This is a genomic window from Geodermatophilus amargosae (assembly GCF_900116515.1).
Classification (GTDB): domain Bacteria; phylum Actinomycetota; class Actinomycetes; order Mycobacteriales; family Geodermatophilaceae; genus Geodermatophilus; species Geodermatophilus amargosae.
This window is the reverse complement of the sequence record NZ_FPBA01000020.1, coordinates 84125-105100: the sequence shown is the minus strand read 5'-3', so window position 1 is coordinate 105100 and position 20976 is coordinate 84125. Positions and strand designations below refer to the sequence as shown.

Annotated in this window: 19 protein-coding genes and 2 pseudogenes; 12 read left to right on the top strand and 9 right to left on the bottom strand. The window is 71.1% G+C overall.

Features of this window, described 5'->3' with window-relative positions; genetic code table 11:
• Positions 1-336 (top strand): transposase (locus tag BM414_RS21545; protein ID WP_139245975.1); only part of this gene is annotated, 336 nt, incomplete at its 5' end.
• 8 nt (positions 337-344) lie between these two features.
• On the opposite strand, the gene BM414_RS28605 is transcribed toward BM414_RS21545, so the two are convergent.
• From BM414_RS28605 to BM414_RS21530, 4 genes are all read right to left on the bottom strand, one after another.
• Positions 345-719, bottom strand: a complete 375-nt coding sequence (locus BM414_RS28605) for a hypothetical protein (protein ID WP_139245974.1) — start codon at positions 717-719, stop codon at positions 345-347.
• Positions 720-2230: 1511 nt separating this feature from the next.
• Positions 2231-3481 carry an AAA family ATPase gene (locus BM414_RS21540; protein WP_139245973.1) on the bottom strand — a complete coding sequence of 417 codons (1251 nt, stop codon included), beginning with the start codon at positions 3479-3481 and terminating at the stop codon, positions 2231-2233.
• Entirely contained in the window at positions 3478-4533 is a 1056-nt protein-coding gene (locus tag BM414_RS21535) for a bifunctional DNA primase/polymerase (RefSeq protein WP_342716299.1), read from the bottom strand. The genes BM414_RS21540 and BM414_RS21535 overlap by 4 nt, the downstream gene beginning before the upstream one ends.
• Before the next feature lie 1151 nt (positions 4534-5684).
• Positions 5685-7268 (bottom strand): recombinase family protein, encoded by a 1584-nt coding sequence (locus BM414_RS21530; protein ID WP_093582811.1) that lies wholly within the window; start codon positions 7266-7268, stop codon positions 5685-5687.
• Positions 7269-7289: 21 nt separating this feature from the next.
• Between BM414_RS21530 and BM414_RS21525 the strand changes: the two genes are divergently transcribed.
• The 6 genes from BM414_RS21525 to BM414_RS21500 are packed head-to-tail and all read left to right on the top strand — an operon-like array spanning position 7290 to position 10558.
• Positions 7290-7673, top strand: coding sequence for a P-loop NTPase family protein (locus BM414_RS21525; RefSeq protein WP_245784890.1), 384 nt, complete (start codon positions 7290-7292; stop codon positions 7671-7673).
• The gene (locus tag BM414_RS21520) at positions 7664-8527 is read left to right on the top strand and encodes a type II secretion system F family protein (RefSeq protein WP_245784889.1); all 864 of its coding nucleotides are present in this window, start codon (positions 7664-7666) and stop codon (positions 8525-8527) included. Before BM414_RS21525 ends, BM414_RS21520 begins: the two co-directional genes overlap by 10 nt.
• On the top strand, positions 8524-9459 hold the full coding sequence (locus BM414_RS21515) for a type II secretion system F family protein (protein WP_093582809.1): 936 nt from the start codon (positions 8524-8526) through the stop codon (positions 9457-9459). The genes BM414_RS21520 and BM414_RS21515 overlap by 4 nt, the downstream gene beginning before the upstream one ends.
• A gap of 29 nt (positions 9460-9488) precedes the next feature.
• Positions 9489-9695, top strand: a complete 207-nt coding sequence (locus BM414_RS21510; protein ID WP_093582807.1) for a hypothetical protein — start codon at positions 9489-9491, stop codon at positions 9693-9695.
• Complete coding sequence (locus BM414_RS21505) at positions 9688-10080, top strand: TadE/TadG family type IV pilus assembly protein (RefSeq protein ID WP_093582805.1); 393 nt, start codon at positions 9688-9690, stop codon at positions 10078-10080. The genes BM414_RS21510 and BM414_RS21505 overlap by 8 nt, the downstream gene beginning before the upstream one ends.
• Positions 10081-10093: 13 nt before the next feature.
• On the top strand, positions 10094-10558 hold the full coding sequence (locus BM414_RS21500; protein ID WP_093582803.1) for a hypothetical protein: 465 nt from the start codon (positions 10094-10096) through the stop codon (positions 10556-10558).
• Between the two features lie 19 nt (positions 10559-10577).
• Here the strand turns inward: BM414_RS21500 and BM414_RS21495 are convergent, their stop codons facing one another.
• The 3 genes from BM414_RS21495 to BM414_RS21485 all read right to left on the bottom strand — a co-directional run bounded on the left by BM414_RS21495 (position 10578) and on the right by BM414_RS21485 (position 13646).
• A complete protein-coding gene (locus tag BM414_RS21495; protein WP_093582801.1) occupies positions 10578-11555 on the bottom strand; it encodes a hypothetical protein in 978 nt (325 codons plus the stop codon).
• A gap of 110 nt (positions 11556-11665) precedes the next feature.
• Positions 11666-12991, bottom strand: a complete 1326-nt coding sequence (locus tag BM414_RS21490) for an IPT/TIG domain-containing protein (protein ID WP_093582799.1) — start codon at positions 12989-12991, stop codon at positions 11666-11668.
• Positions 12992-13133: 142 nt separating this feature from the next.
• Complete coding sequence (locus tag BM414_RS21485) at positions 13134-13646, bottom strand: DinB family protein (protein ID WP_093582797.1); 513 nt, start codon at positions 13644-13646, stop codon at positions 13134-13136.
• A gap of 161 nt (positions 13647-13807) precedes the next feature.
• Between BM414_RS21485 and BM414_RS21480 the strand changes: the two genes are divergently transcribed.
• Positions 13808-13987, top strand: coding sequence for a hypothetical protein (locus BM414_RS21480; RefSeq protein ID WP_093582841.1), 180 nt, complete (start codon positions 13808-13810; stop codon positions 13985-13987).
• 16 nt (positions 13988-14003) lie between these two features.
• Here the strand turns inward: BM414_RS21480 and BM414_RS21475 are convergent, their stop codons facing one another.
• Together BM414_RS21475 and BM414_RS21470 are read right to left on the bottom strand one after the other, a co-directional pair.
• Positions 14004-14222 (bottom strand): hypothetical protein, encoded by a 219-nt coding sequence (locus BM414_RS21475; RefSeq protein ID WP_093582795.1) that lies wholly within the window; start codon positions 14220-14222, stop codon positions 14004-14006.
• Positions 14223-14349: 127 nt separating this feature from the next.
• The gene (locus BM414_RS21470; protein WP_093582793.1) at positions 14350-15585 is read right to left on the bottom strand and encodes a hypothetical protein; all 1236 of its coding nucleotides are present in this window, start codon (positions 15583-15585) and stop codon (positions 14350-14352) included.
• 342 nt (positions 15586-15927) lie between these two features.
• Here BM414_RS21470 and BM414_RS31870 point away from each other — a divergent pair.
• The 4 genes and pseudogenes from BM414_RS31870 to BM414_RS21455 form a co-directional block, all read left to right on the top strand.
• Positions 15928-16782 (top strand): annotated as a pseudogene (locus tag BM414_RS31870) (glycosyltransferase family protein); the annotation flags it as partial.
• Positions 16783-16894: 112 nt separating this feature from the next.
• Positions 16895-17191, top strand: a pseudogene (locus tag BM414_RS31865) (glycosyltransferase family 2 protein); the annotation flags it as partial.
• A complete protein-coding gene (locus tag BM414_RS28595) occupies positions 17180-19804 on the top strand; it encodes a galactose oxidase early set domain-containing protein (RefSeq protein WP_425432365.1) in 2625 nt (874 codons plus the stop codon). The pseudogene BM414_RS31865 and the gene BM414_RS28595, both read left to right, overlap by 12 nt.
• Positions 19801-20895 carry a glycoside hydrolase family 6 protein gene (locus tag BM414_RS21455; RefSeq protein WP_093582787.1) on the top strand — a complete coding sequence of 365 codons (1095 nt, stop codon included), beginning with the start codon at positions 19801-19803 and terminating at the stop codon, positions 20893-20895. The genes BM414_RS28595 and BM414_RS21455 overlap by 4 nt, the downstream gene beginning before the upstream one ends.
• Positions 20896-20976 lie beyond the last annotated feature (81 nt).

Here is a 20976-nt window from a genome sequence, read left to right as displayed (position 1 = left end):
CAGCTGATTCCGCTGGTCGACGCCGTGCCGCCGATCCGCGGCCGACGCGGCCGACCCCGCCGGCGACCGCGGGAGCTGTTCGCCGACCGCGGCTACGACCACGACATCTACCGCCGCCAGCTGCGCGCCCGCGGCATCACCCCGCGGATCGCCCGCCGCGGTATCGCGCACGGCTCGGGCCTGGGTAAGCACCGCTGGGTGGTCGAGCGCAGCTTCGCCTGGCTGCACGCCTTCAAGCGGTTGCGCACTCGCTACGAGCGCCGCGGCGACATCCACCTCGGCCTGCTCCAGTTGGCTTGTGCGCTGATCTGCTACCGCCGCTTGCCCTCAATCTGAAACCAGTTTTAAGGCACTACTATATCTTCGCCGCGGTAGAAGTGGCCATTCCGGTAGGATTCGACGAGGTATGTACCGGCAGGGCCTGACACGTCAAGCTCTACGCGGCAGGTGAATCCCATCCAACCGTCAGCAGGAATATTGGTGAGTGTTGCAATCACCGAGGGCTCCTCCTCGACCGGGACGAGGATGCCACCATGGTTGACAACGGATACGCATTGACCCTGGTTGGCAAACGGCAGGTCGGTGGCCGGGTCAACGTAGTTGGCGTAGCCGCCGGACTTACATGGCGCGGTGTCGGCAGGGGCGGCCTGAGCAGTGCCGACGGAGAGGACGCCGAGGGCAACGGCGGCTGCGAGGACGGCGAAGGAACGTTTGATCACGAACGATGTTCCTGACTGTGTGGGTTCACAGGAGGCCAGCAGTGGGCCGGTCGCCGAATCCTAGCCTTCGAGGTGCGCGGACAACCGGACTGATCGAGCGCCGTGCCACTCCGATCCACCAAGATCAAGAGCTCCGGGGAAGAGTCGTAAAGTTCGGCTACAGCGCGCAAGCCCTGTATGGCCTGTTTCGGCACCTACCCCCTGGACGCTGCTCGGTCGAGTTACGTGCAGGCAGCCGCCGCAGTATTAGACCCACACCCATCCTCGGTACTGAAGCCCCCGTAGCTGCCGACCCCTAACTGAGCTATCAATCGCGCGGGTTCGTCGGTCACAGAGGCGCACAGGCCAATTTCGGCCACGTCAAGTGAGACGTCAGAACTTGTCGCCCAGGCTGAGCCGTCGATGAGCATCCCGAGCACGGACGTCAGCAGTCGAGGCGGCGTATCGGCGCAGCCTGTCTGAGGCGCGCCAACCCATCAGCCGCATTAGGTTGATCTCGCTTCCGTCGTCGGCCTGCCACCTGTGCCCTGCGGAGTGACGAAACTGGTGAGCGTGCAGATCAAAATGCCGGCCGCGTGTCCCCGACGGTCGAGCATCTGGCGCGCCTCATCATGACCCAGCGGCTCACCCTTGCCGGGCTCGAGCCGGAGGTTGGGCTGCCCTGCGTGCGGTCCAGTTGGCGCAGTCGGAAGTAGCGGGCAAGCGCGGGGCAGTCTGCGACCTGAAGGAGTAAGTCAAAGATCATTGCCCTGACCAGCTAGCTCGACGACCCGTCGTCCAGGTCCACATCGTCAAATTCAGGTTCGTCACCCCGCTGCATGTGCACCCTGCGTCGATGAGCAGGCGGCTGGTCGCCGTATTCCGTCCATCCGCGATCGTCCGACCCCGAGCACGCCGCCAGCTGATCCCGTATCGCGCTTGATTCAGGAGCCTTCAGTGCGCCAGGCGGTATACGGTAGGCGAGCTCGCTCGCAGCGTATGGGTCAGATATTTCGTCAATTCGTAGAGGTCAGCTTGATGGTAAGTGCCCAATTAGTAAGCCGGACCGCTATAATCGCCCGCGCCCGCGCCCGCGCCCGCGCCCGCGCCGCGCTTGCGCGAAGGGTGCTCAACGGTCCCACTTGCCAGAAATCGGATCGGTAGTCCAGGTGATTCACCTGTCGTCCTGTACCCGCTGTTGCCACTCTTCGCAGTAGGTGTAGAGCACAGTGCTCATAATGAGGTCCTCTGGGTTGTCCGTCGCGGTGGTCGCGGGGCTCGTCCCCAGAGACTACCTATTAAGGAATTGGGATCAGAGGCTCAAAGTTCATAGTAGGCGGGCAGGAGTTGAGGGCTAAATGCCCAATGTCAATTTGCAGCTGATCCCTGCCATACATGCAAGTCGGAAGCTCAAATCTAGAAATTGAGGGCTCAATATTGGCCTCAGTATTGAGTCCAAGGCTGAGGTCCTCGTCTATAAGGACCTCAGACTCCTCAGTTCTCAGGTTTGCGCTGCAACCGATGACGAACGGTCAGGGACGGTCGATGACATAGTGATCGGAGCGAGCGCCCTTGGGTCGGAATGTGTACACCTGCCCCGTGGTGATCATCTCGTTTAGCACCTCGGTGAAGTACTTGTAGGTTCCGCCGATGTGCTTGTAGACGTCGGTCTTCGTTGGCGGATTGTCGGCCAGTTCGGCGACCACCTCGTAGATGTCCTGCTTGCGCTTCTCCTTCAGCTCGTCTTGCCGCTGGGCCTGGAGAGCCAGCTGTGCCAACGGTGGCGTGGCGGACGGCCGAGCGAAGTAGCACTGCATGTTCAGGCCCTTGGTGTCAGACGCCATGTTGAACGTCGTCACTACGTCCTCCACCGCGACCTGCGTCCCGCCCATGTTGTCCTTAAACAGGTGCAGGGCCGACGTCCCCGCCATGCCGGGGCCGAAGGGAGCTCCCCGTACACCCTCCACGCGGTAGATCGCGCCCTGGACGATGCCCTTCTTGCGGGTCGAGTTCACCATGCGCTTCTTGTCAGCGTGCGGGACGTGATCGATGACTACCGCAGCCAGACCGGCTCGCGTGAACGGGTTGACCACCTGCCGATACACGGTTTCGACACCGTCCATCGCGTTCGGGTCAGCACCAGACGCAGCGATGGCCGCGGTGAGTGAATCGATGATCACGATACGGGCATCAGGGTGGAAAGTTTTCGGTGGCCGCTGTCCCTCGGACAGGTTGTAGTAGTGATATCCGGCCAGCACCTTCGCCCGGGGAACACCGAGCGCATCGAATCGGGATAGCCACACATAGACGTTGGTTTCGTAGTCGACGTGGTAGACGTGATGCCCGGCCATCAGCTCCTGTGCGGCCACCCATTGGGTCAGAGCGGTCTTGCCGGCTCCTGAGTCACCGAAGATGACGTTGGGCAGCCCAGGATAGAACAGGCCCCTTCCATCGCCCCTGTCCGTGATGGTGGGCTGAGGAGGAACGATTCCGGACTCGTAGATGGGACCTAGGTCCAACTCCTGCCACGAATCGCCGGCGCCGTCGTCTTGGGCGGCTTCCCGGAGCGCGGCCTCTCTGCTGGCCCGAAGGTGAAGCCGCTTCTCCTGCACAAGGCCCTCGTAGTAGGCCTCACCAACGCTAGCCGAATCGCCCTGGAATGCACCGATGTCAGTGCTGTCGTCATCGGGTTCAGTGGCGGTGGGATCAGGAGTAGCGGCAGGCACCGCATATAGACGGGCCAGATGGCCTAGGGTGTCGTTAGTTGCCGTCACTGTGGTCACTTGTCCTTGCGGTTGGTGTTCAGGTTGTCCAGCCACGTCAGAGCAGCGGCATACTTCTCCGCCGTCTCCTTGTCGCGTTGTGCGTGGAACTCGGCGCGGCGCCTCTGGTCGATCTCGTCACCACGGTGTCGGTCGGCGCGGTCGTAGCAGCGGTTCACGATGGACCACAGCGTCTTACCCGTCGTGCCGATGTCGAGGTATCCGTCGATCCACGGGTCCCACTCATTCTGCGGCGACTTGTCGGCGATGTGCTTGATCAGGTCGAACGTCTCCTGCGGCGTTTGCCGGTGGTGTACCGACCAGGCGATAGCCCACAGCTCATCCCACTGCACGACGCCCTTAGGGATGCCGTTCTCGATGTAGTAGGCCACCGGTACCCGGCCGCTGCGAGGAGCCCGCGTGTGCCCTGTGGCGGCCTTGTAGGCGGCTTCTTTGCCTCGCCGATTGCGGTTGCTGTTGATGTCCTCGAGCAGCGCGGCGGGGGCGACAGCGTTCTCCAGATCATCAAAGAACTCCGACGGACGCGGATAGTAGGGGGTGCCGGACATGTCAAGGAACCGGTACTGCGCCCAGCCCTCGGGGAACTTGTCCGCCGGGTACCGGCCGGGGTAGCGACGTGTGGCGATCACCGACGGGGGTGCGACGACGTAGCTGCCATCGGCTCGGACATCGACGTTGGGTAGCCACTTCGCGCCACTCCAGATTGGTCCGGTGCCCTCCGGGATCAGGAAGTAGAGCTGAATCCCACGAGGTGTCTCAACCGTCGGACCGGGTGGGAGCTTGATGCCGGTGTGCTGCTGCCAGCGGACAAGTTCTCCGACCGGATCAGCACCGTCCTCATGAACGTCGAGGTCAAGCACCATGATGCAGTGAGAGGCGTAGCGGACGGTGCCGCACACCAGACCCATGTTGGTCATGGGGTAGGCGTCCCAGACCTCCTTCGCGCGTTGGGGGTCGGTGATGCCTGCGCTGGCCACCTCGTAGCCAGTGCCGAGGATGACCGACCATCCGGGCTTGTCCCACGGCTGCAGCGGCAGGATCGGCATCCCCATGCTGGCCCAACACAGTGCTGGCTCAAGCATGACGGTGCCCTCTTGGGGCTCGGGCATGGGTTCTTCTGGGTTACACTCGCACTGCATGGTTTTACCTTTTCTGGATGTGACTGTGTCGCGTTGCGTGGAAAGTGGTAGCCGGGTTGTGGGACCTGGTTGGAATCACATTGAGTTGCCGGCTCGGCGTGGTCCCTTTTTGATGCAGACGTACTATCGCCGGTCGTACTGCGGTTGGCGGAGCACCCTCCGCTGTCCTCGACCTTGACCTGCGTTTCGGCGGTATTCCGCTCGGTATTGCGGGGTTACCGCCTACGCCGCGGGTTCGTCGACGAGGCTTGGAGACACGATGTCCTGGTCCGTGTACCGCGGCGGAGCTGTTGATGCCCATGGCTGCGCGTCCTTCATCGCGACGTCTGATTGACTCTGAATTTGATCGCCAGCAAGTGAGGAGGATCGGGGCGCCGCACGGCCCGTCCGACCGCTTCCCCCGTCACTGCTGCCGGCATCGTTAGGGCGCCGACGAACATGCACGTCTGTCTCCGTTGCCATTGGGGATGTGGCTGGCGACCGGAGTAGCGCGGTAACTTGCTCAATCGTTCGAGGATCGGCGAGTTGGATGGGCACATTGCTCTGCGCGCAGCTGCGTTCAAGCGCCTGCTGCTGCAGAGGAGAGAGGGAATCGAACTCGCTCACCGTGGCGTCGGCGTGGGTCGATCGACCGAGCGGGGCCGGTGTGGGCGGTGCGGATGATGCGGTGTACTCAGGGATTCGGACGTGAACAGCTGCTCGATCGGCACACGCAGCAACCGAGCGGCGGCTCGGCGTAGTTCCGCAGAGGGCGGGCAGTATCCCGACAGCGCCAGGCGGACGTGTGAGATCGGCCGGACGCCGGACATCTCGGCGAACTCCTGATGTGAGTAGCCGGCTCGCCAGATGACCTCGCGGATGGGCTGCGGACCGAATCGATTGAGTGCCATGCGGTACCCCTCTACAGTCGAGGAACCCGCAAAACGGCATGCCGCCGCCCGCGGGTTCCTAATTCCTGGAACCGACTGGGCGTCGGTACTGAAGAGTGTAGCGAAGAATGGCGGCGGCTGCAGACGCGGTCGCCGGGGTTGACAATTGGTGCCAGCAGCAGATCTACCTAGTGCTCACGCTTTCCAGGAGATGTGCACCCGCTCGAGCAGCAACCTCTCGCGGTGTTCTGCGCGGCGCTGGGTTAACTCCTCGCCGCTCTCCGCGCGCCGACGCGACAGATTGGTGGTGACCCCGGCCGGATGCGGCTCGATGACTATCTTGTCAATGAGGTGTCCGAGCAGGGTCCGCTGCCAGGTCGCGTCGTGCTCGGCCCAGACCTCGCGCAGTGACCGGCCGCCGGTGCCGATGACGAAGACAGCACGCTGAATTTCGGCCAGGCGGGTGCGCATCTCGGTGATCTGCTCGGTCAGCCGCTGGACTTGGCGCCGGTACCGCTGGTCGTCGAGTACCCCGTCGGCGTACTGATCGTCGAGCCGCTCGAGGCGCCGCTGAACATCGGCGATCCGCTGGCGGAGGTCTTCGGCGTCCGGGTACTCCTGGTGCGTAGACAGAGCCTCCTGCATGCCGGGGACGTCAAGCCTGGCGAAGACCATGTCCAGCACCCACTGCTCCAGCGGGCTGTACGCGATGCGCAGCTTTCCGCAGCCACCGGTGGCGGTGACGCACGCGAAGCTCAATATTGGTGGCCGACGCTTGCCGTCCGGACCGGACGGCCGTAGGTCGGGCAACGCCGCACCGGACAGCCAGTGCCCGCACTTGGCGCAGAACAGCAGCCCCGACAGCGGGTACTTGAGTCGGCTCGACCAGTCCGGCGAAGAACCGGTTCGGCGACCGGGGTCGAACAGAATCTCGCGCAGTCGTTGCCACGTCGGCCGGTCCAGGATCGGCTCGGCGACCTGGATGAGTTTGCCGGTGTCCAGTTCGTGACAACCGATCGTGGCCGCACTGGTGAGAATGCGGCGCAACGTCTGACCCTGCCAGCGGGTCCCCTGCGGCGCTCGCGGGCTGGGCGCTGTCTTGATCCCGCGCTTGTTGAAGTTGGTCCAGATGCCATAGACCGACTCACCGTTGAGTACTCGGTCGGCTGCCTCCCGCACGACCGCTGCGCGCTCGGCGTTGATTGCTAGCTCGCCCTTACCGATGCGGTCATAGCCGTAGGGAGGTCGGCCGCCATGGAATTGGCCGGCCTCGCGGCGTTGCTGTGCAGCGCGCTTCACTCGTTCCCCGATCCGCTTGGCTTCCCCGGCGTCGACTGACGCCTTGATCCGCGCGGTCATCTGGCCGTCGGCCGTTGCTAGGTCGTCGTTGCCCGAGACGATCGTCTGAATCTGCACTCGGGTACGTTCGTGCAGCTGGATCAACCGCTCCAACTCCATCACCCGGCGAGTCAACCGGGAGTTGGAGTAGGCAACGATGACGTCCAACTCCCCACGTTCGGCCTTGCCCAGCATGTCCTCGAACGCAGGACGACGGGGCGTGCTGACCGCCTCCCAGCTTCCATCCGCCCGCTGACGCTGCACAATCCGCGACGCACCCAGGTCGTTGTCCGTGTAGACGCCGACGACCTCCCAGCCCTCCCGTTCCGCGCGAGCGAGGCAGTCTTGGCGCTGCCGCTCCACGCCGAGGCGTTCACCCTCCCGGTCATTGGAAATCCGGCAGTAGACGGCCGCGCGCAGCCGACGTGAGACCCTAGGCACACCAGTATGTTATCAAGGCGATTGCGCCTGCTGATCGCGCTCAACAGCGGGCTGCCGGGCATGTGCACGCTGCACGCCAACAGCGCCCGCGAGGCCGTGGTGAAGATGTGCACGCTGCCGCTGCTGGCCGGTGACAACATCGGCCACGCCTTCGTCGTCCCGACGGTGGCGGCCAGCGTGGACCTGGTCGTGCACGTGGCCACCGAGGCGTCCGGGCAGCGCCGCGTGCGCGAGGTCGTGGCGGTGCCGGGGCGGGCCGAGGACGGCGTGGTCGAGCTGGCCGACGTCTTCACCTCGCGCGAGGGCCGGCTGGTCCGCGCCGACGGCTTCCCGCCCCACCCCGAGCGGTTCGCCGCCGCCGGGTTCGACCTCGCCGCGCTGCTGGGGACGGCGACGTGGAGCTGACCGGTGCGCTGCTCGGGCTGCTGCTCGGCGTGGGCCTGCTGCTCGTCTGGCGCAGCGGGCCCCGGGCACCGCAGCGCAGCACCACGCCGCGCCGGCCGGGGCGGCGGGCGCGGCTGCTGGCCGAGGCGGGGCTGACCGGCATCAACCCCGCCCAGCTGGTCGCGCTGCAGGCCGGCCTGGGCCTGCTGGCGCTCGTCGTCGTCCTGCTGACCACCGGCACGGTCACCGTGAGCCTCGCCTTCGGCCTCTTCGCCGCCGCGCTGCCGTACGCCCAGGTGCGGCGGCTGGCCGCGCGCCGGCGGGCCGACCTGCGCGAGGTGTGGCCCGAGGTGGTCGACAACCTGGCCTCGGCGGTGCGGGCCGGGCTCTCGCTGCCGGAGTCGCTGGCGGCGCTGGCCACCCGCGGCCCGGACGTGCTGCGCCCGCCGTTCGCCCGCTTCGCCGCCGACCACCGCTCCAGCGGCCGCTTCGGCGAGAGCCTCGACCGGCTCAAGGCCGACCTCGCCGACCCGGTGGGCGACCGCATCGTGGAGACGCTGCGGGTGGCCCGGGAGGTCGGCGGTTCCGACCTCGGCCGGGTGCTGCGGACGCTGGCCGGCTTCCTCCGCGAGGACGCCCGCGCCCGCGCCGAGCTCGAGACGCGGCAGGGCTGGGTGGTGCAGGCCGCGCGGCTCGCCGTCGGCGCGCCGTGGGTGGTGCTCCTGCTCCTGGCCACCCAGTCGACGACGCTGGCCGCCTACGACACCCCGCTCGGTACCGCGCTGCTGCTCGGCGGCGGCGTCGTCTGCCTCGTGGCCTACCGGCTGATGATGCGGATCGGCCGGCTGCCGCAGGACGTGCGGGTGCTGCGATGACGCTGATCGGGATGCTGCTCGGCGGGGTCGCCGCGGTCGGGGTGCTGCTGATCGCGAGCTTCGCGCCGCCGTTCCGCGCGGTGCGGCTGGTCGACCGGTTGGCGCCCTACGTGCACGACACCCCGCCGCCGTCGCGGCTGCTCGGCACGGCGACCGAGCCGGGCCTGCTCACCGCCGCACGCCGCGTGTTCGGTCCGGTGGTCGCCGACGGCGCCCGGTTCGTCGACCGCGTGCTCGGCGGGCGCGCCGCCGTCCGGCGCCGGCTGGAGGCACTGGGCACCGACCAGACCGTCGAGGACCTCCGCGTCGAGCAGGTCGTGTGGGGCGGGCTCGGCCTGCTGGGTGCCGCGCTGGTGGCGGCGGTCGGCGCGCTGCTGGCCGGCAGGGTGAACGTGCTGTCGGTGGCGCTGGTGTGCCTGGCCGGCCTGCTCGGCGGGGTGCTCGGCCGCGACTGGTGGCTGACCCAGCAGGTGCGCCGGCGCGAGGACCTGCTGCTCGCGGAGTTCCCCGTCGTCGCCGAGCTGCTGGCGCTGGCCGTGACCGCGGGGGAGGGGCCGGCGGCGGCGATCGCCCGGGTGACGCGGCTGTCCGGCGGTGAGCTGGCCCGCGAGCTCGGCGGCGCACTCGGCCGGGCGCGGGCGGGCGTCCCGCTGGTGACGGCGCTGCAGCAGGTGGCCGACCGGACGTCGGTGGACGCGCTGGCCCGGTTCGTCGACGGCCTGCTCGTGGCCATCGAGCGCGGCACCCCGCTGGCCGAGGTCCTGCGCGCGCAGGCCGCCGACGTCCGCGAGGCCGGCAAGCGCCGGCTGCTCGAGGCCGGCGGCCGCAAGGAGATCGCCATGATGGTGCCGGTCGTCTTCCTGGTGCTGCCGGTCACCGTCCTGTTCGCCCTGTTCCCGGGGCTGATCAGCATCGTCTCGCTGGCGCGCTGAGCGCCGTGCACAACGGAGGAGGACGACGGATGCGGGCACTGGCCTGGCTCCTGACCACGACCGCGGCGGTGGCCGCGCGGCTGCGGGACGACGATCCCGAGCGGGGCGACGTGCCCGGCTGGGTGATGATCACCGTGATGACGGCGGCACTCGTGCTGGCCATCCTCGTGCCGTTCCGCGAGGCGATCGTGTCGGCGGTGCAGAACGCGCTGGCCTCCGTCACGAGCGGTGGCTGACGACCGCGAGCGGGGCAGTGCCGTCGTCGACTTCGTGCTGGTCTCGGTGCTCGTCGTCGTGCTGCTGCTGGCGGTGCTGCAGGTGGCCGTCTACGTGCACGTGCGCAACGTGGTGACCGCGAGCGCGCAGGAGGGCGCCCGGTACGCCGCCAACGCCGACGTGCCCACCGCCGCGGCGACCGGGCGGACGCTGGCGGCGGTGGCGCGGGCGACGTCGGAGGGGACCGCCGAGGGCCTGGTGTGCACAGCGGTCGAGGAGGTCGACGACACCGGGCTGGTGCTGGTGAGCGTGCGTTGCACCGGTGCGGTGCCGGCGCTGCTGGCGGGGCTGGGGAACGTGCTGCCGCTGGACGTCACCGGCCGGGCGGTGGAGGAGGCCGCGTGAGGGAGGAGGCCGCGTGAGATGGCTCCGGGCGCGGCTGGGCTCGGGGGAGCGCGGGTCGGCGGTCGTGGAGTTCGTCTTCGTCGCGCTGGTGGTGTTCGTGCCGCTGGTCTACGTCGTCGCCGGGTTCTCCGCGGTGCAGCGCGGGGTGTTCGCCGCGACGGCGGCCGCGCGGGAGGCAGGACGCGCGCTGGCCACCGCGCCGGACCCGGCCTCCGGGCTGGCGCGGGCGGAGCGGGCTGCGCAGCTGGCGGTGGCCGACCAGGCGGTGGACGCCACCGACGTGCGGCTGTCCTTCGTGCCGGCCGGCGTCACCTGCGACGAGGCGGTGGGCGGGTACGCGCCGACGCTGGCGCCGGGGGAGGAGTTCTCGGTGTGTGCCACGGTGACGGTGCGGATCCCGCTGCTGCCGGAGTTCGTCGACGCCAACACCGCCACCGGCCAGTTCGTCGTCGAGACCGACCGCTACGTCGACCGCTGAGGACGGGCGGGTAGCGGGTTCAGTTCGAGAACTGCCAGCGGATCGTGCCGTCGTCCGGGAGGAGGACGACGGTGCCGGTCTCCGGCGTCCAGCCGTCGTGGAGCAGGAACAGCCGGCCGCCGGAGCGGACGAGCAGCCGCAGGCCGCTCGTGCGGTAGCGGGCATCGTCGTCCTCGGCGGCCGGCTCGTCGCCCATCACGTCCTCGCGGACGCCGGGCGCCTGGATGCCGAGGGGTGTCGAGCTGTACGCCCACACCCGGGGCATGTCCGCCACCGAGTCGACCAGGTCGTCGACGTGCCCCCGGGCCACGACCCCGGCGTAGTTCGACATCTGCCAGAACAGCGCCAGTGTGATGACGGCGCTCGTGAGCAGCGCGCGCAGCGCGCGCTGCCAGGGCGGGACCGGCCGACCGGCCGGGGACGTCGCCCGGACGATCCAGGCGCCGTAGGCCGCGACCGCCGCTCCGACGGCCAGCACCAGTGGGGTGAAGACGGGCCCCCGCTCGTCGTCGGCCGTCGCGACGGCCACGGCTCCGGCGGCGGCGAGCAGGCCGGTGGCCAGCACCCACCAGCCGGCCACCCGCAGGGAGGTGCGTCCCGGGGCCGGTTCCTCGGGCACCCGCTCGGCGATGCGCCGGTGCAGGGCCAGCCAGCCGAGGGCGACCGCCCCGGTGACCAGCAGCGGGACGTACAGGGTGCTGACGCTGCGGATGACGTAGTCCTGGGGCGAGTAGCCGAACAGGGTCACGTCCAGCCCCATGGCGGCGGCCTGCACGTCCGCCCGCGACCAGCCGAAGTAGTGCATCAGCGCGGTGACAACCGTGATCGGTGGCCCGAGGGTGGCCAGCACCGACAGCGCCGACCGGAGGGGGGAGGACTCCTCCTCGTCCCCGACCGCCCGGGTCGCGGTCGCTCCGGCCGGGGACGACGGCGTCCCGTCCGAGGGCGCCGTCTGCGCAGGTGCCGCCGTCCCGGTCGTGTCGGGAGGAGCTCCCACCTGCCCGGCGGGAGCGGCAGCCGGTGGGGACCTGTCGGCCAGTGTGTCTCCTGACCGTGGCGGAGGGACCTGGTCGGGTCGGTCCGCGACGGCCGTCTCGCGGCTCTGGCTCATCCGCCCTCCCCCGAGGGGGCCGCCGGCGTGCCGGGATCGGTCCCGGTGCCCGATCCGGTGTCGGGTGTCTCCGTCTGCGTGGTCACGTAGGTGAACTGCACGGGTGCGACGACCTCACCGGCCCGGTTGCGGAGGCTGATCTCGACGGGGCCGGGCCGGGGAGCCGGCGGTGTCCGCACCACCACGTCGTCCAGGCCGCCCCCGCGGGGGTCGTCGGGGGGTTCTGCACGGAAGACGCCCTCGGCAACCACAGCCTGACCCCAGCCGATCCTGACGCTCTCCAGGTCGTCGATCCCCTCGCCGTCGATCAGCAGCAGCGTCCCGCCGGTCACGGGTCCCTCGAGCGGGGTCCCGAGGGCGTTCCCCTCCTCGTCGACCACCTGCACCTCGGTGATCCGGAACGGGCAGGCCGTCGCACCGCCCGCCGTCGGGTAGCCGATCTCCGGTGTGCGGCCGGGGTTGCGCTCGTGCCACTCGAGGGCGCGGGTGAGCAGGGCCCAGGCCTGGTCGAGGAGGCAACCGCCGCCCCCGCCCGGGCCGTCGGCGACGGCGGCCTCCGCGACGGACCACTGACTGGTGTCCCCCTCGACGACCGCCCGGCAGACCGCGGCGAGGGCCGGCCACGGTGGTGTGTCGGACGAGGTGGCGAGGCCGTCGCAGTCCCGGCGCTCGAGGTACCCGTACAGCTGCTCCGGCGGGGGGTCGCTGGGGTCCGCCGGGCCGAACGGGACCCACGCGAAGCCGTCGTCCGTGGTCCCGGGACCCGTGCCGCCAGGGTCGGCGCCATTGCCACCGGGGCTGGTGCTGTTCCCATCGGGAGTGCCCGTGCCGCCGGGGCTCGTTCCGTTGTCCCCAGTCCCCGGGCCGTTGCCACCGGTCCCCGGGCCGGTGCCGCCGGACGTGTTGTCGCTGGGGCCGGTGCCGTTCCCCTCAGGAGTGCCGTTGCCGCCCGGGCTGGTGCCGTCCTCGTCCGGAGAGTCGTTCCCGCCGGGGTCGTCGCCGGTGCCGTCGCCGCCAGGGTCGTTGCCGGGCTCTTCACTGGCGCCGGGATCCTCGCCGGTGCCGGAACCGGGGCCAGGACCGATCCCACCGTCCGTGCCGTCGTCGGGCTGCTCCACGGGGTCCTGGCCCTCGTCACCGTCCGCCTCGGTCGTGCCGGACTGCTGGCCCGGATCTCGCGGCATCCCGGATGACGGCGAGGACTGCGGTGCGGCGGTGGGCTCGACGGCCCGGGGGGACTCGGGTGTCGCGCACGCGGGCACGAGCGCCAGGACCAGGACGGCAGTGACGAGCGCAGCGCGCGGGCGGGCGAGCACGGGCACCTCCCAGGTCCTCCGGGCTGGTGCAGCGTCCCCGGGGAACCGTCACCGCGGCGTCACCGAGCCGGGGTGCGGGCCCGTCGGGAGGAGGCGTGGTCGGGCAGGTGTGGAGGACCGACGTCCCGACGCTGCCGGCCCGGCGGTGTCAGCCCATCGTCTTCTGGCCGTCGATCGACTCGCGCAGGATGTCGGCGTGGCCGGCGTGCTGGGCGGTCTCGGCGATGACGTGCAGGAACACCCGCCGGGCCGACCAGCGGGCGCCCGGCTCGAACCAGGGGGCCTCCGGCAGCGCGTGGTCGGCGTCCAGGTCGGGCAGCGAGGCGACGAGCTCGTCGGTGTGCGCGGCGACCGCCTCGTACTCGGCCAGCACGTCCGCCAGCGTCTCCCCGGGCGCGAGGTGCCAGTGCCGCGTCGCGGCGTCGGGGCCCCAGTTGCGGTTCATCGCCTCCGCTCCACCCTCGGCGAACCGCACCCAGCTGGCCTCCGTGGCCGCCACGTGCTTGACCAGCCCGGCCAGGTCGAGCGCGCTGGCGGTCGGACGGCGCCGCGCCTGCTCGTCGGTCAGGTCGCGGACGGTGAACCGCAGGAAGGCCCGGTGCCGCCGCAGCGACTCGATGAGGTCGGCCCGCTCCCGGGTGAGGGTGGTCGTACCGGTCATGGGATCGCCTTCCGTCGTCCTCCGCTGGGTCGGTGCCGACGCTAGGGGGAGGGAGTGCCGGATGGGACGGATCGGCATCCGCCGATGACCTGGGCGACGAAGAACCGTCATACCTGCGTCCTAGCGTGCAGTTCGCAGGCACCGATCGCCAGGAGGTCGTCATGAGCCCGACCGTCAGCAGCTTCGACCAGCTCGACTACGACATCTCCGTCGCCTACATCGCACTCGGCGTCGCCCGGAGCTCGTTCGACCGGTGCCCGAGCGCGGAGAACGCCGCCGCCGTCGACGAGGCGGAGGGCAGCGTCAACCGCCTGCTCGACGAGCGGTTCGCCCTGCAGTGACTCCTCCGTCGAGGGGTCATTCGCCCCAGGGCACGTAGTCGGTGCCGCCGCCGAGCGCGGTCAGGGCGATCATCCCGACGAAGGCGAGCACGATGAAGGCGATGACCACGGCGGCCAGCAACCAGCTGCGGTCCTCGATGCCGCGCCTCGTCGCGTAGTCGTCCTCGGCGGGGTGGTCGGCGGGCGGCTGCGGCTCCTCGCCGGAGGGGGTGGGGTGGTCGACGGGCACGGTCATGGGGACTCCCCGGAGCGACCGGCCACGGAGACCGGCGTCCGGACGCCGACGCTCCGGCGTCCGATCCCGACGCTAGATCGACTTCGGGGCGGCGCAGAGGGTCGGAGGTCCCGGTTGCGGGACCCGCTCAGCCCGGCAGCGCACCGGTCCGCCGTGCCAGGTCGGCACCGGCGGACAGCAGCAGGTCGACGTCGCCGAGCTCCAGCTGCCGGGAGCGGAGCACCGAGGACGTCCACAGCCCGTCGTACACCGCCAGGCGCCGCGGGGCCGTGGGGGAGTCGATCCGCACCCCGCCGCGCGGCGTCGGCGTGGCGTCCCCGGCGGGGAGCACCAGCGCGGTGCGGCCGGTGTTCACCTCCCGCACCGGCGCCTCGGTGTGCAGCGCCAGCCGGGTGGTCGGCGGGAGGCCGGGCGGGGCGCCGCGCAGCACCGCCCACGCGGTGCCGGGCGCCGGGTTGGCGGGGAAGGCGGCGGTGTGGGCGCGCGGGTCCTCCGGAGTGAGGCCGAAGCGGCGAGCGAGCGCGTGCACCGCCTCCAGCTGGGTCGCCGGCGGCACCAGCCAGGGAGGGAGCGGCGGGCCCGAAGCCGGCAGGGGCTCCTCGAACGGCCGCGGCGACGGCAGCGGCCGGGCCGGCCCGGCGAGCGCGTCCCCGGCGTCGACGGCCGTGCGCAGCAGCCCGTCGAGGTCGCGCTCGTCGGCCACGTAGCCGTTGCGGCGCAGCACCACCGTGCCGAACCGGTCGCCGACGTCGAACAGCGGGCACCGCGACCCCGCGCGCACCACGGCGCCGAGCGGCCCGCGCGCGACGGCCGCGGCGGAGCCCTCCGGCAGCGGGCCCTCGGCGTCCGGCCCGGCGCCGGGCAGGCCGGACGGGCCGAGGTCCACCGCCCGCCGGGACAGCTGCCGCGTGCCCGGCCCGCAGGCGATGCGGAAGGAGGGGAGCAGCCCGGCCTCCGGCACGAGCGCGGCCACCCCGGTGCACGGGACGCCGACGTACTGGTCGTCGTCGGCGCTGATGCCCAGGAACGACCGCCAGCCCGACCGGGCGACCGACACCACGCCGGAGAAGGCGTACGGGCCGGCCGGCCCGTCGTCGTCCAGCGGCCACGGGTAGCGCCAGTGCCACAGGACGGCGTCACGGCCGGCGACCGTGCCGCGCACGACGTTGAACTGGAGCTCCGGCTCCATGGGCATCACGGCCGTGTGGCCGCTGGGGTCGAGGCTGCCCAGCGGCTCCAGGCCGCGGGCGCGCGCGAAGGCGCTGAGGTCGACGGCGGGGTGCCCGCGCCGCGCGTCCTCCCGGTCCCGCGCGTCGAGGGCGGCGCGGCCGCGGATGCGCGCGGCCACCCGGGGGCGGGTCACGGGTCCGGGAGGCCAGCGGCGCCGGACGTCGAGCGAGGGAGCACGGGGCACGGACTCGACCGGAATGACGCACGGTGAGCGTCACACGAGGTTCTCGTGACGAAAGCCCGCGTATCGAGCACGAGGCGCCCCCGAACCGGTGACTCAGTGGCAGCTGCGGAGGGGCTCTGGTTACCGTGCGTCGCGGCTTCCCCCGGAAGCAGCACGGAACGGGCCGATCGGATCCGACCCGCGCGCTGGCGCGCAGGGACGGAGTCGTTCGCCGCAGCACGCCACGGTCCTTCCGTCCGCCGGCCTCCGCCGGCGCTGCGCCGTGCACCTGCCCGAACCGCCGTCTCACGAATGGGTCCGCCTTGCCCCAGATCGCCGTGCCCTGCCGGGCTGCGACGTCCCCGCTGGTGTCCGCACGGGAAGGAGGCAGCCTCCTGGTCACGTCCCGGCGTGGCTGAGGTCGCTCCCTACCCGTACCCGGAGTTCAGCGAGCTCGCCGGACCGCTGGAGGAGCCGCCGGCCGACGGCCGCGTCCGCTTCCGGCCGGTCACCCGGGGCTGGGCCCGCGTCCGCGCACGGCTGCTGGTCCTCGGCGCCTTCGTCTTCGAGCTGGTCTTCCTCGTCTGGCTGCTGCTCCCCTCCCACCACCCCGAGTACGTCGGCGACTGGCGCTCCGTGCTCGCGGTCGTGCTGCTGGGCAGCGTCGCCGTCATCGGCGTCCTGCAGATGGTCAACGTGATCACCCTGGCGCTGGCCACGCTGAACGCCCGCGACCCGGTCCCCATGACGCCGCTGGCCGGCCAGCGGGTCGCCTTCCTCACCACGATCGTCCCCGGCAAGGAGCCGCTGGAGATGGTCCGGGCGACGCTCGAGGCCGCGTGCCGCATGCACTACGACGGCCGGCTCGACGTGTGGCTGCTCGACGAGGGCGACGACGCGGCCGTGCGCGCGATGTGCACCGAGCTCGGCGTCCGGCACTTCAGCCGCAAGGGCGTCGACCGCTGGAACCAGCCGAGCGGCGGGTTCAAGGCACGCACCAAGCACGGCAACTACAACGCCTGGCTCGATGCGCACGGCGACGACTACGACCTGTGGGTGTCGGTCGACACCGACCACGTGCCCCACCCGAACATGGTCGAGCGGCTCGTCGGCTACTTCCGCGACCCCGACGTCGCCTTCGTCGTCGGCCCGCAGGTGTACGGCAACTACGACAACGTCGTCACCCGGGGCGCGGAGTCGCAGCAGTACATGTTCCACAGCGTGCTGCAGCGGGCGGGCAACCGCCTCTCGTCGGCGATGTTTCGTCGGCACCAACAACGCCGTCCGCATCTCGGCGCTGCGCGCCATCGGCGGGTTGGCGGACTCGATCACCGAGGACGCCGCCACGAGCATCGTCTGGCACTCCGCGCGCAACCCGGAGACGGGTGCGCGCTGGAAGTCCGTCTACACCCCCGACGTGCTCGCCGTCGGCGAGGGCCCGGCGACCTGGCGGGACTTCTTCACCCAGCAGCACCGGTGGGCCTGCGGCGCGGACCAGACGATCCTGCGTCACTTCCGGACGTCCTTCTGGAAGCTGTCCTGGGCCGGCAGGGCGCACTACACGATGCTGCTGGCCTACTACCCGTCGGCGGCGATCAGCTGGGTGCTCGGCGCGCTCAACCTCACCGCCTTCATGCTCACGGGGGTGGGTGGCCTCGTGGTCACCGCGCAGGTGTGGCTGATGCTCTACGTCAACTCCGCGGTGCTCCACCTGGGCGTCTACTTCTGGAACCGCAGGCACAACGTGAGCCCCCACGAGCAGGAGGGCTCCTCCGGCGTGGCGGGCATGGCCATGTCGGCGATGTCGGCGCCGGTCTACGTCCAGGCGCTGTCGCAGGCGCTGCGACAGCGCGAGCCGGCCTTCGTCGTCACCCGCAAGGGCGCGGTCTCCGGTGACCACCTCGGCGTCTTCCGGCGGCACCTGGCCTGGGGGGCGCTGCTCGTCGGGGTCCTGGTCGCCTCGGTGCCGCTGGGTCACGTGCACGTCGCGGTCTCCGCCTGGGCGGTGCTCAGCGCGGTCATGTGCCTGTTCCCGGTCGCCTTGCTGGCTGGTCACCACCTCCACCGGCCGTCGCCGTCAGGCGGCCGCCACCTACCGGATCGAGGACAACATCGTCCAGGAACTGCCCGCCATCGCTCCTGCGGTCGTCGTCGCACCGGTGCAGCTCGCGGGCCTCCCGCAGGAGAGCCTCCGATGACCCGCCGGGTGGCCGGGCCGCTGCGGCGGCTGCGCAACGCCGCGCTGGTCGGTGCCGCGGTCACGGGCGTCGTCGCGGCGAACGGGCCGGTCGTCGTCGACGTGGCCGACCGGCTCGTCTACGACTTCGAGCGCAACCAGCAGGACTACAAGCAGCAGTACGGCTTCTGGGAGACCGTCGAGCTGTCGGAGGAGTACCGGCTGTCGGCGGTGCACGCCGCACTGCTGTCCAGCGGCAAGGTCCTGCTGATCGCCGGCTCGGGCAACAACGCCGAGCGGTTCGAGGCCGGGACCTTCCGCTCGATCGTCTGGGACCCGGTCACCGGTGACACCAAGGAGGTCCCGACCCCCGAGGACCTCTTCTGCGGCGGGCACGCCTACCTGCCCAACGGCAACCTGCTCATCGCCGGCGGCACCCGCCGGTACGAGCGGCTCGACGAGCAGGTCGACCGGGCCGCGGGCGTCCTGTCGCTCACCAACGAGCACGACGAGCCGCTCACGCTGCCCGTGGGCACCACGTTCACCAACGGCGGCCTGACCTACACCTCCACCGAGGAGGTCAGGCTGCCCGCCGCGCACGAGATGCCCGACGGCTCGGCGATGGACGGCGTCGCCGACGTGTGGGTGGAGGCCGAGGGCACCGGCGACGAGTACGTCGTCGAGGAGGAGCGCACGTTCGGCGCGCCGGACCTCCCGGCGGAGCACCGGGGGGAGGTGCACGTCCGCGGCGCCGGCGTGACGAAGGACAAGCAGAACTTCCAGGGCCTCGACGCCTCCTACGAGTTCGACGTCGCCACCGAGACCTACCGGCGCACCGGCCGGCTCGACGAGGCCCGCTGGTACCCGACGCTGATCGGCCTGGACGGGGGCCGCGTGCTGGCCGTGTCCGGCCTGGACGAGTACGGCCGGATCCTGCCGGGTGACAACGAGCTCTACGACCCGGCCACCCGCACCTGGACCGACCAGCCGGACCTCTTCCGGTACTTCCCGACCTTTCCGGCGCTGTTCCGGCTCGCAGACGGCCGGCGCGTCTTCTACAGCGGCTCCAACACCGGCTACGGGCCGGCCGAGGCGGGCCGCCAGCCGGGCATCTGGGACGTCAGCGACAACTCCTGGCAGGACGTCCACGGTCTCGAGGACGCCGAGTACAACGAGACGAGCGCGTCGTTCTTCCTCGCCCCGGTGCAGGACCAGCGCGTCGGCATCGTCGGCGGTGGCCTGGTCGGGGACAGCCCGGAGTCGACCACCCGGTTCAACGTGGTCGACCTCGACGGATCGGTGGCCCCGCGGTACGAGCCGGCGCCGGACTACCCGAGCCCGGTCCGCTACCTCAACGCCGTCACGCTGCCCGACGACACGACCCTGCTCACCGGCGGCTCGGAGGACTATCGCGGCAACGAGGAGAGCGACCTCCACCTGACGACGATCTACGACCCCGAGACCGGCACGCTCGACGAGGCGGCTCCCAACTTCGTCGGGCGGAACTACCACGCGACGGCGCTCCTGCTCCCCGACGGCCGGGTCATGACCATGGGGTCGGACCCGCTGTTCGCCGACGCGGAGGAGACCCGCACCGGCACCTTCGACACGCGGATCGAGATCTACTCCCCGCCGTACCTGTTCGCCGACGAGCGTCCGGCCATCACCGGGGCACCGGAGGAGATCAGCCGGGGGAGCAGCTTCTCCGTCGACGTCGAGGGCACCGAGGTCGCCGAGGCCCGGCTGCTGCGGCCCAGCGCCGTGACGCACCAGACCGACACCGAGCAGCGGTCCGTCGCACTCGACGTGCGGCCGGCGTCCTGCCCCGAGGGCGCGTCCGGCCACACCACCGCAGACGGGGGCGCGCACTGCCCCGACGGCTGCTGCGGCAGCGGGACGGTCGAGCTCACCGTGCCCGAGGAGGAGGGCCTCACCCCCTCCGGCTGGTACACGTTGGTCGTGCTCGACTCCGACGGCGTCCCCTCCCCGGCGCGCTGGGTGCACGTCGCGTGAGGACCCGTCTCCAGCGGCGACGGTCGGTCCGCGCCGCGGTGCTGGCCGTCGTCGCCGGCACCGTCGTCGCCTGTGGTGGGAGCGGTGGAACCGCAAGCGGTGGCACCGGGAGTGGTGGCACCGGGACCGACGGCGCGCCGGAGAGCGGCGCGACGGGCACCGCCGCCACGCAGGAGTCGAGCCGGCTCGCGGGGGAGGAGCTCTGGCTCGACCCCGAGGGACACGGCCCGGCCGCGGTGCGCGAGGCCCGCGCGAGCGGGCGGACCGAGGAGGCCGAGGCACTGGCCCCGCTGGCCGAGCAGCCGACCGCCGTCTGGATCGCCAGCCCCGACAACCCGTACCCGGTGGTGGAGGCGGCCTCCCGGGCCGCGGCGGAGGAGGACCGGCTGCCGGTCCTGGTGGCCTACAACGTGCCGGGGCGTGACTGCGGCTCCTACTCCGCCGGTGGTGCCGCCGACGTCGACGCCTACCTGGCCTGGATCGGCAGCTTCGCGGCGGCCCTCGCCGACCGGCCCGCGGTGGTCGTCCTGGAGCCGGACGCCGTGCCGCACGCCGTGGCCGGCTGCGAGGGCGTGGACCCCGCGGCGCGCTACCTGCTGCTCTCCCAGGCCGTCGCGATCCTCGACCGGCAGCCGGAGACGCGGATCTACCTGGACGCCGGCAACGCCGACTGGGTGGACGACCTGCCGGCACTCGCCGACGCCCTGCGCAAGAGCGGGGTCGACGCCGCCGACGGGTTCGCCCTCAACGTCTCCAACTACGAGACGACCGAGGCGAACGCGGAGTACGGCCTGGCGCTGTCCGAGCAGCTGGAGGAGGGGGCGCCCCCCGGCACCCCCGTCGCCCACTTCGTCATCGACACCAGCCGCAACGGCGCCGGTCCGCCGGAGGACGCACCCGGCGGCGAGGGGCGCTGGTGCAACCCGCCGGGGCGCGCGCTCGGCGAGCCGCCGACGACGTCGCCCGCCGCACCCCGCCTCGACGCGCTGCTGTGGATCAAGCAGCCCGGCGACTCCGACGGCACCTGCGGCGGCGGCCCGCCCGCCGGCCAGTGGTGGCCCGAGGCGGCCGCCGAGCTCGTGGCCGGCTGACGCGTCGCCGCAGGCCGGGAGCGGTTCCCGTCGGGTCCGGGGACGGTCCCGACGGAGCGCCCGGTCCTCTCACCCCTTCGG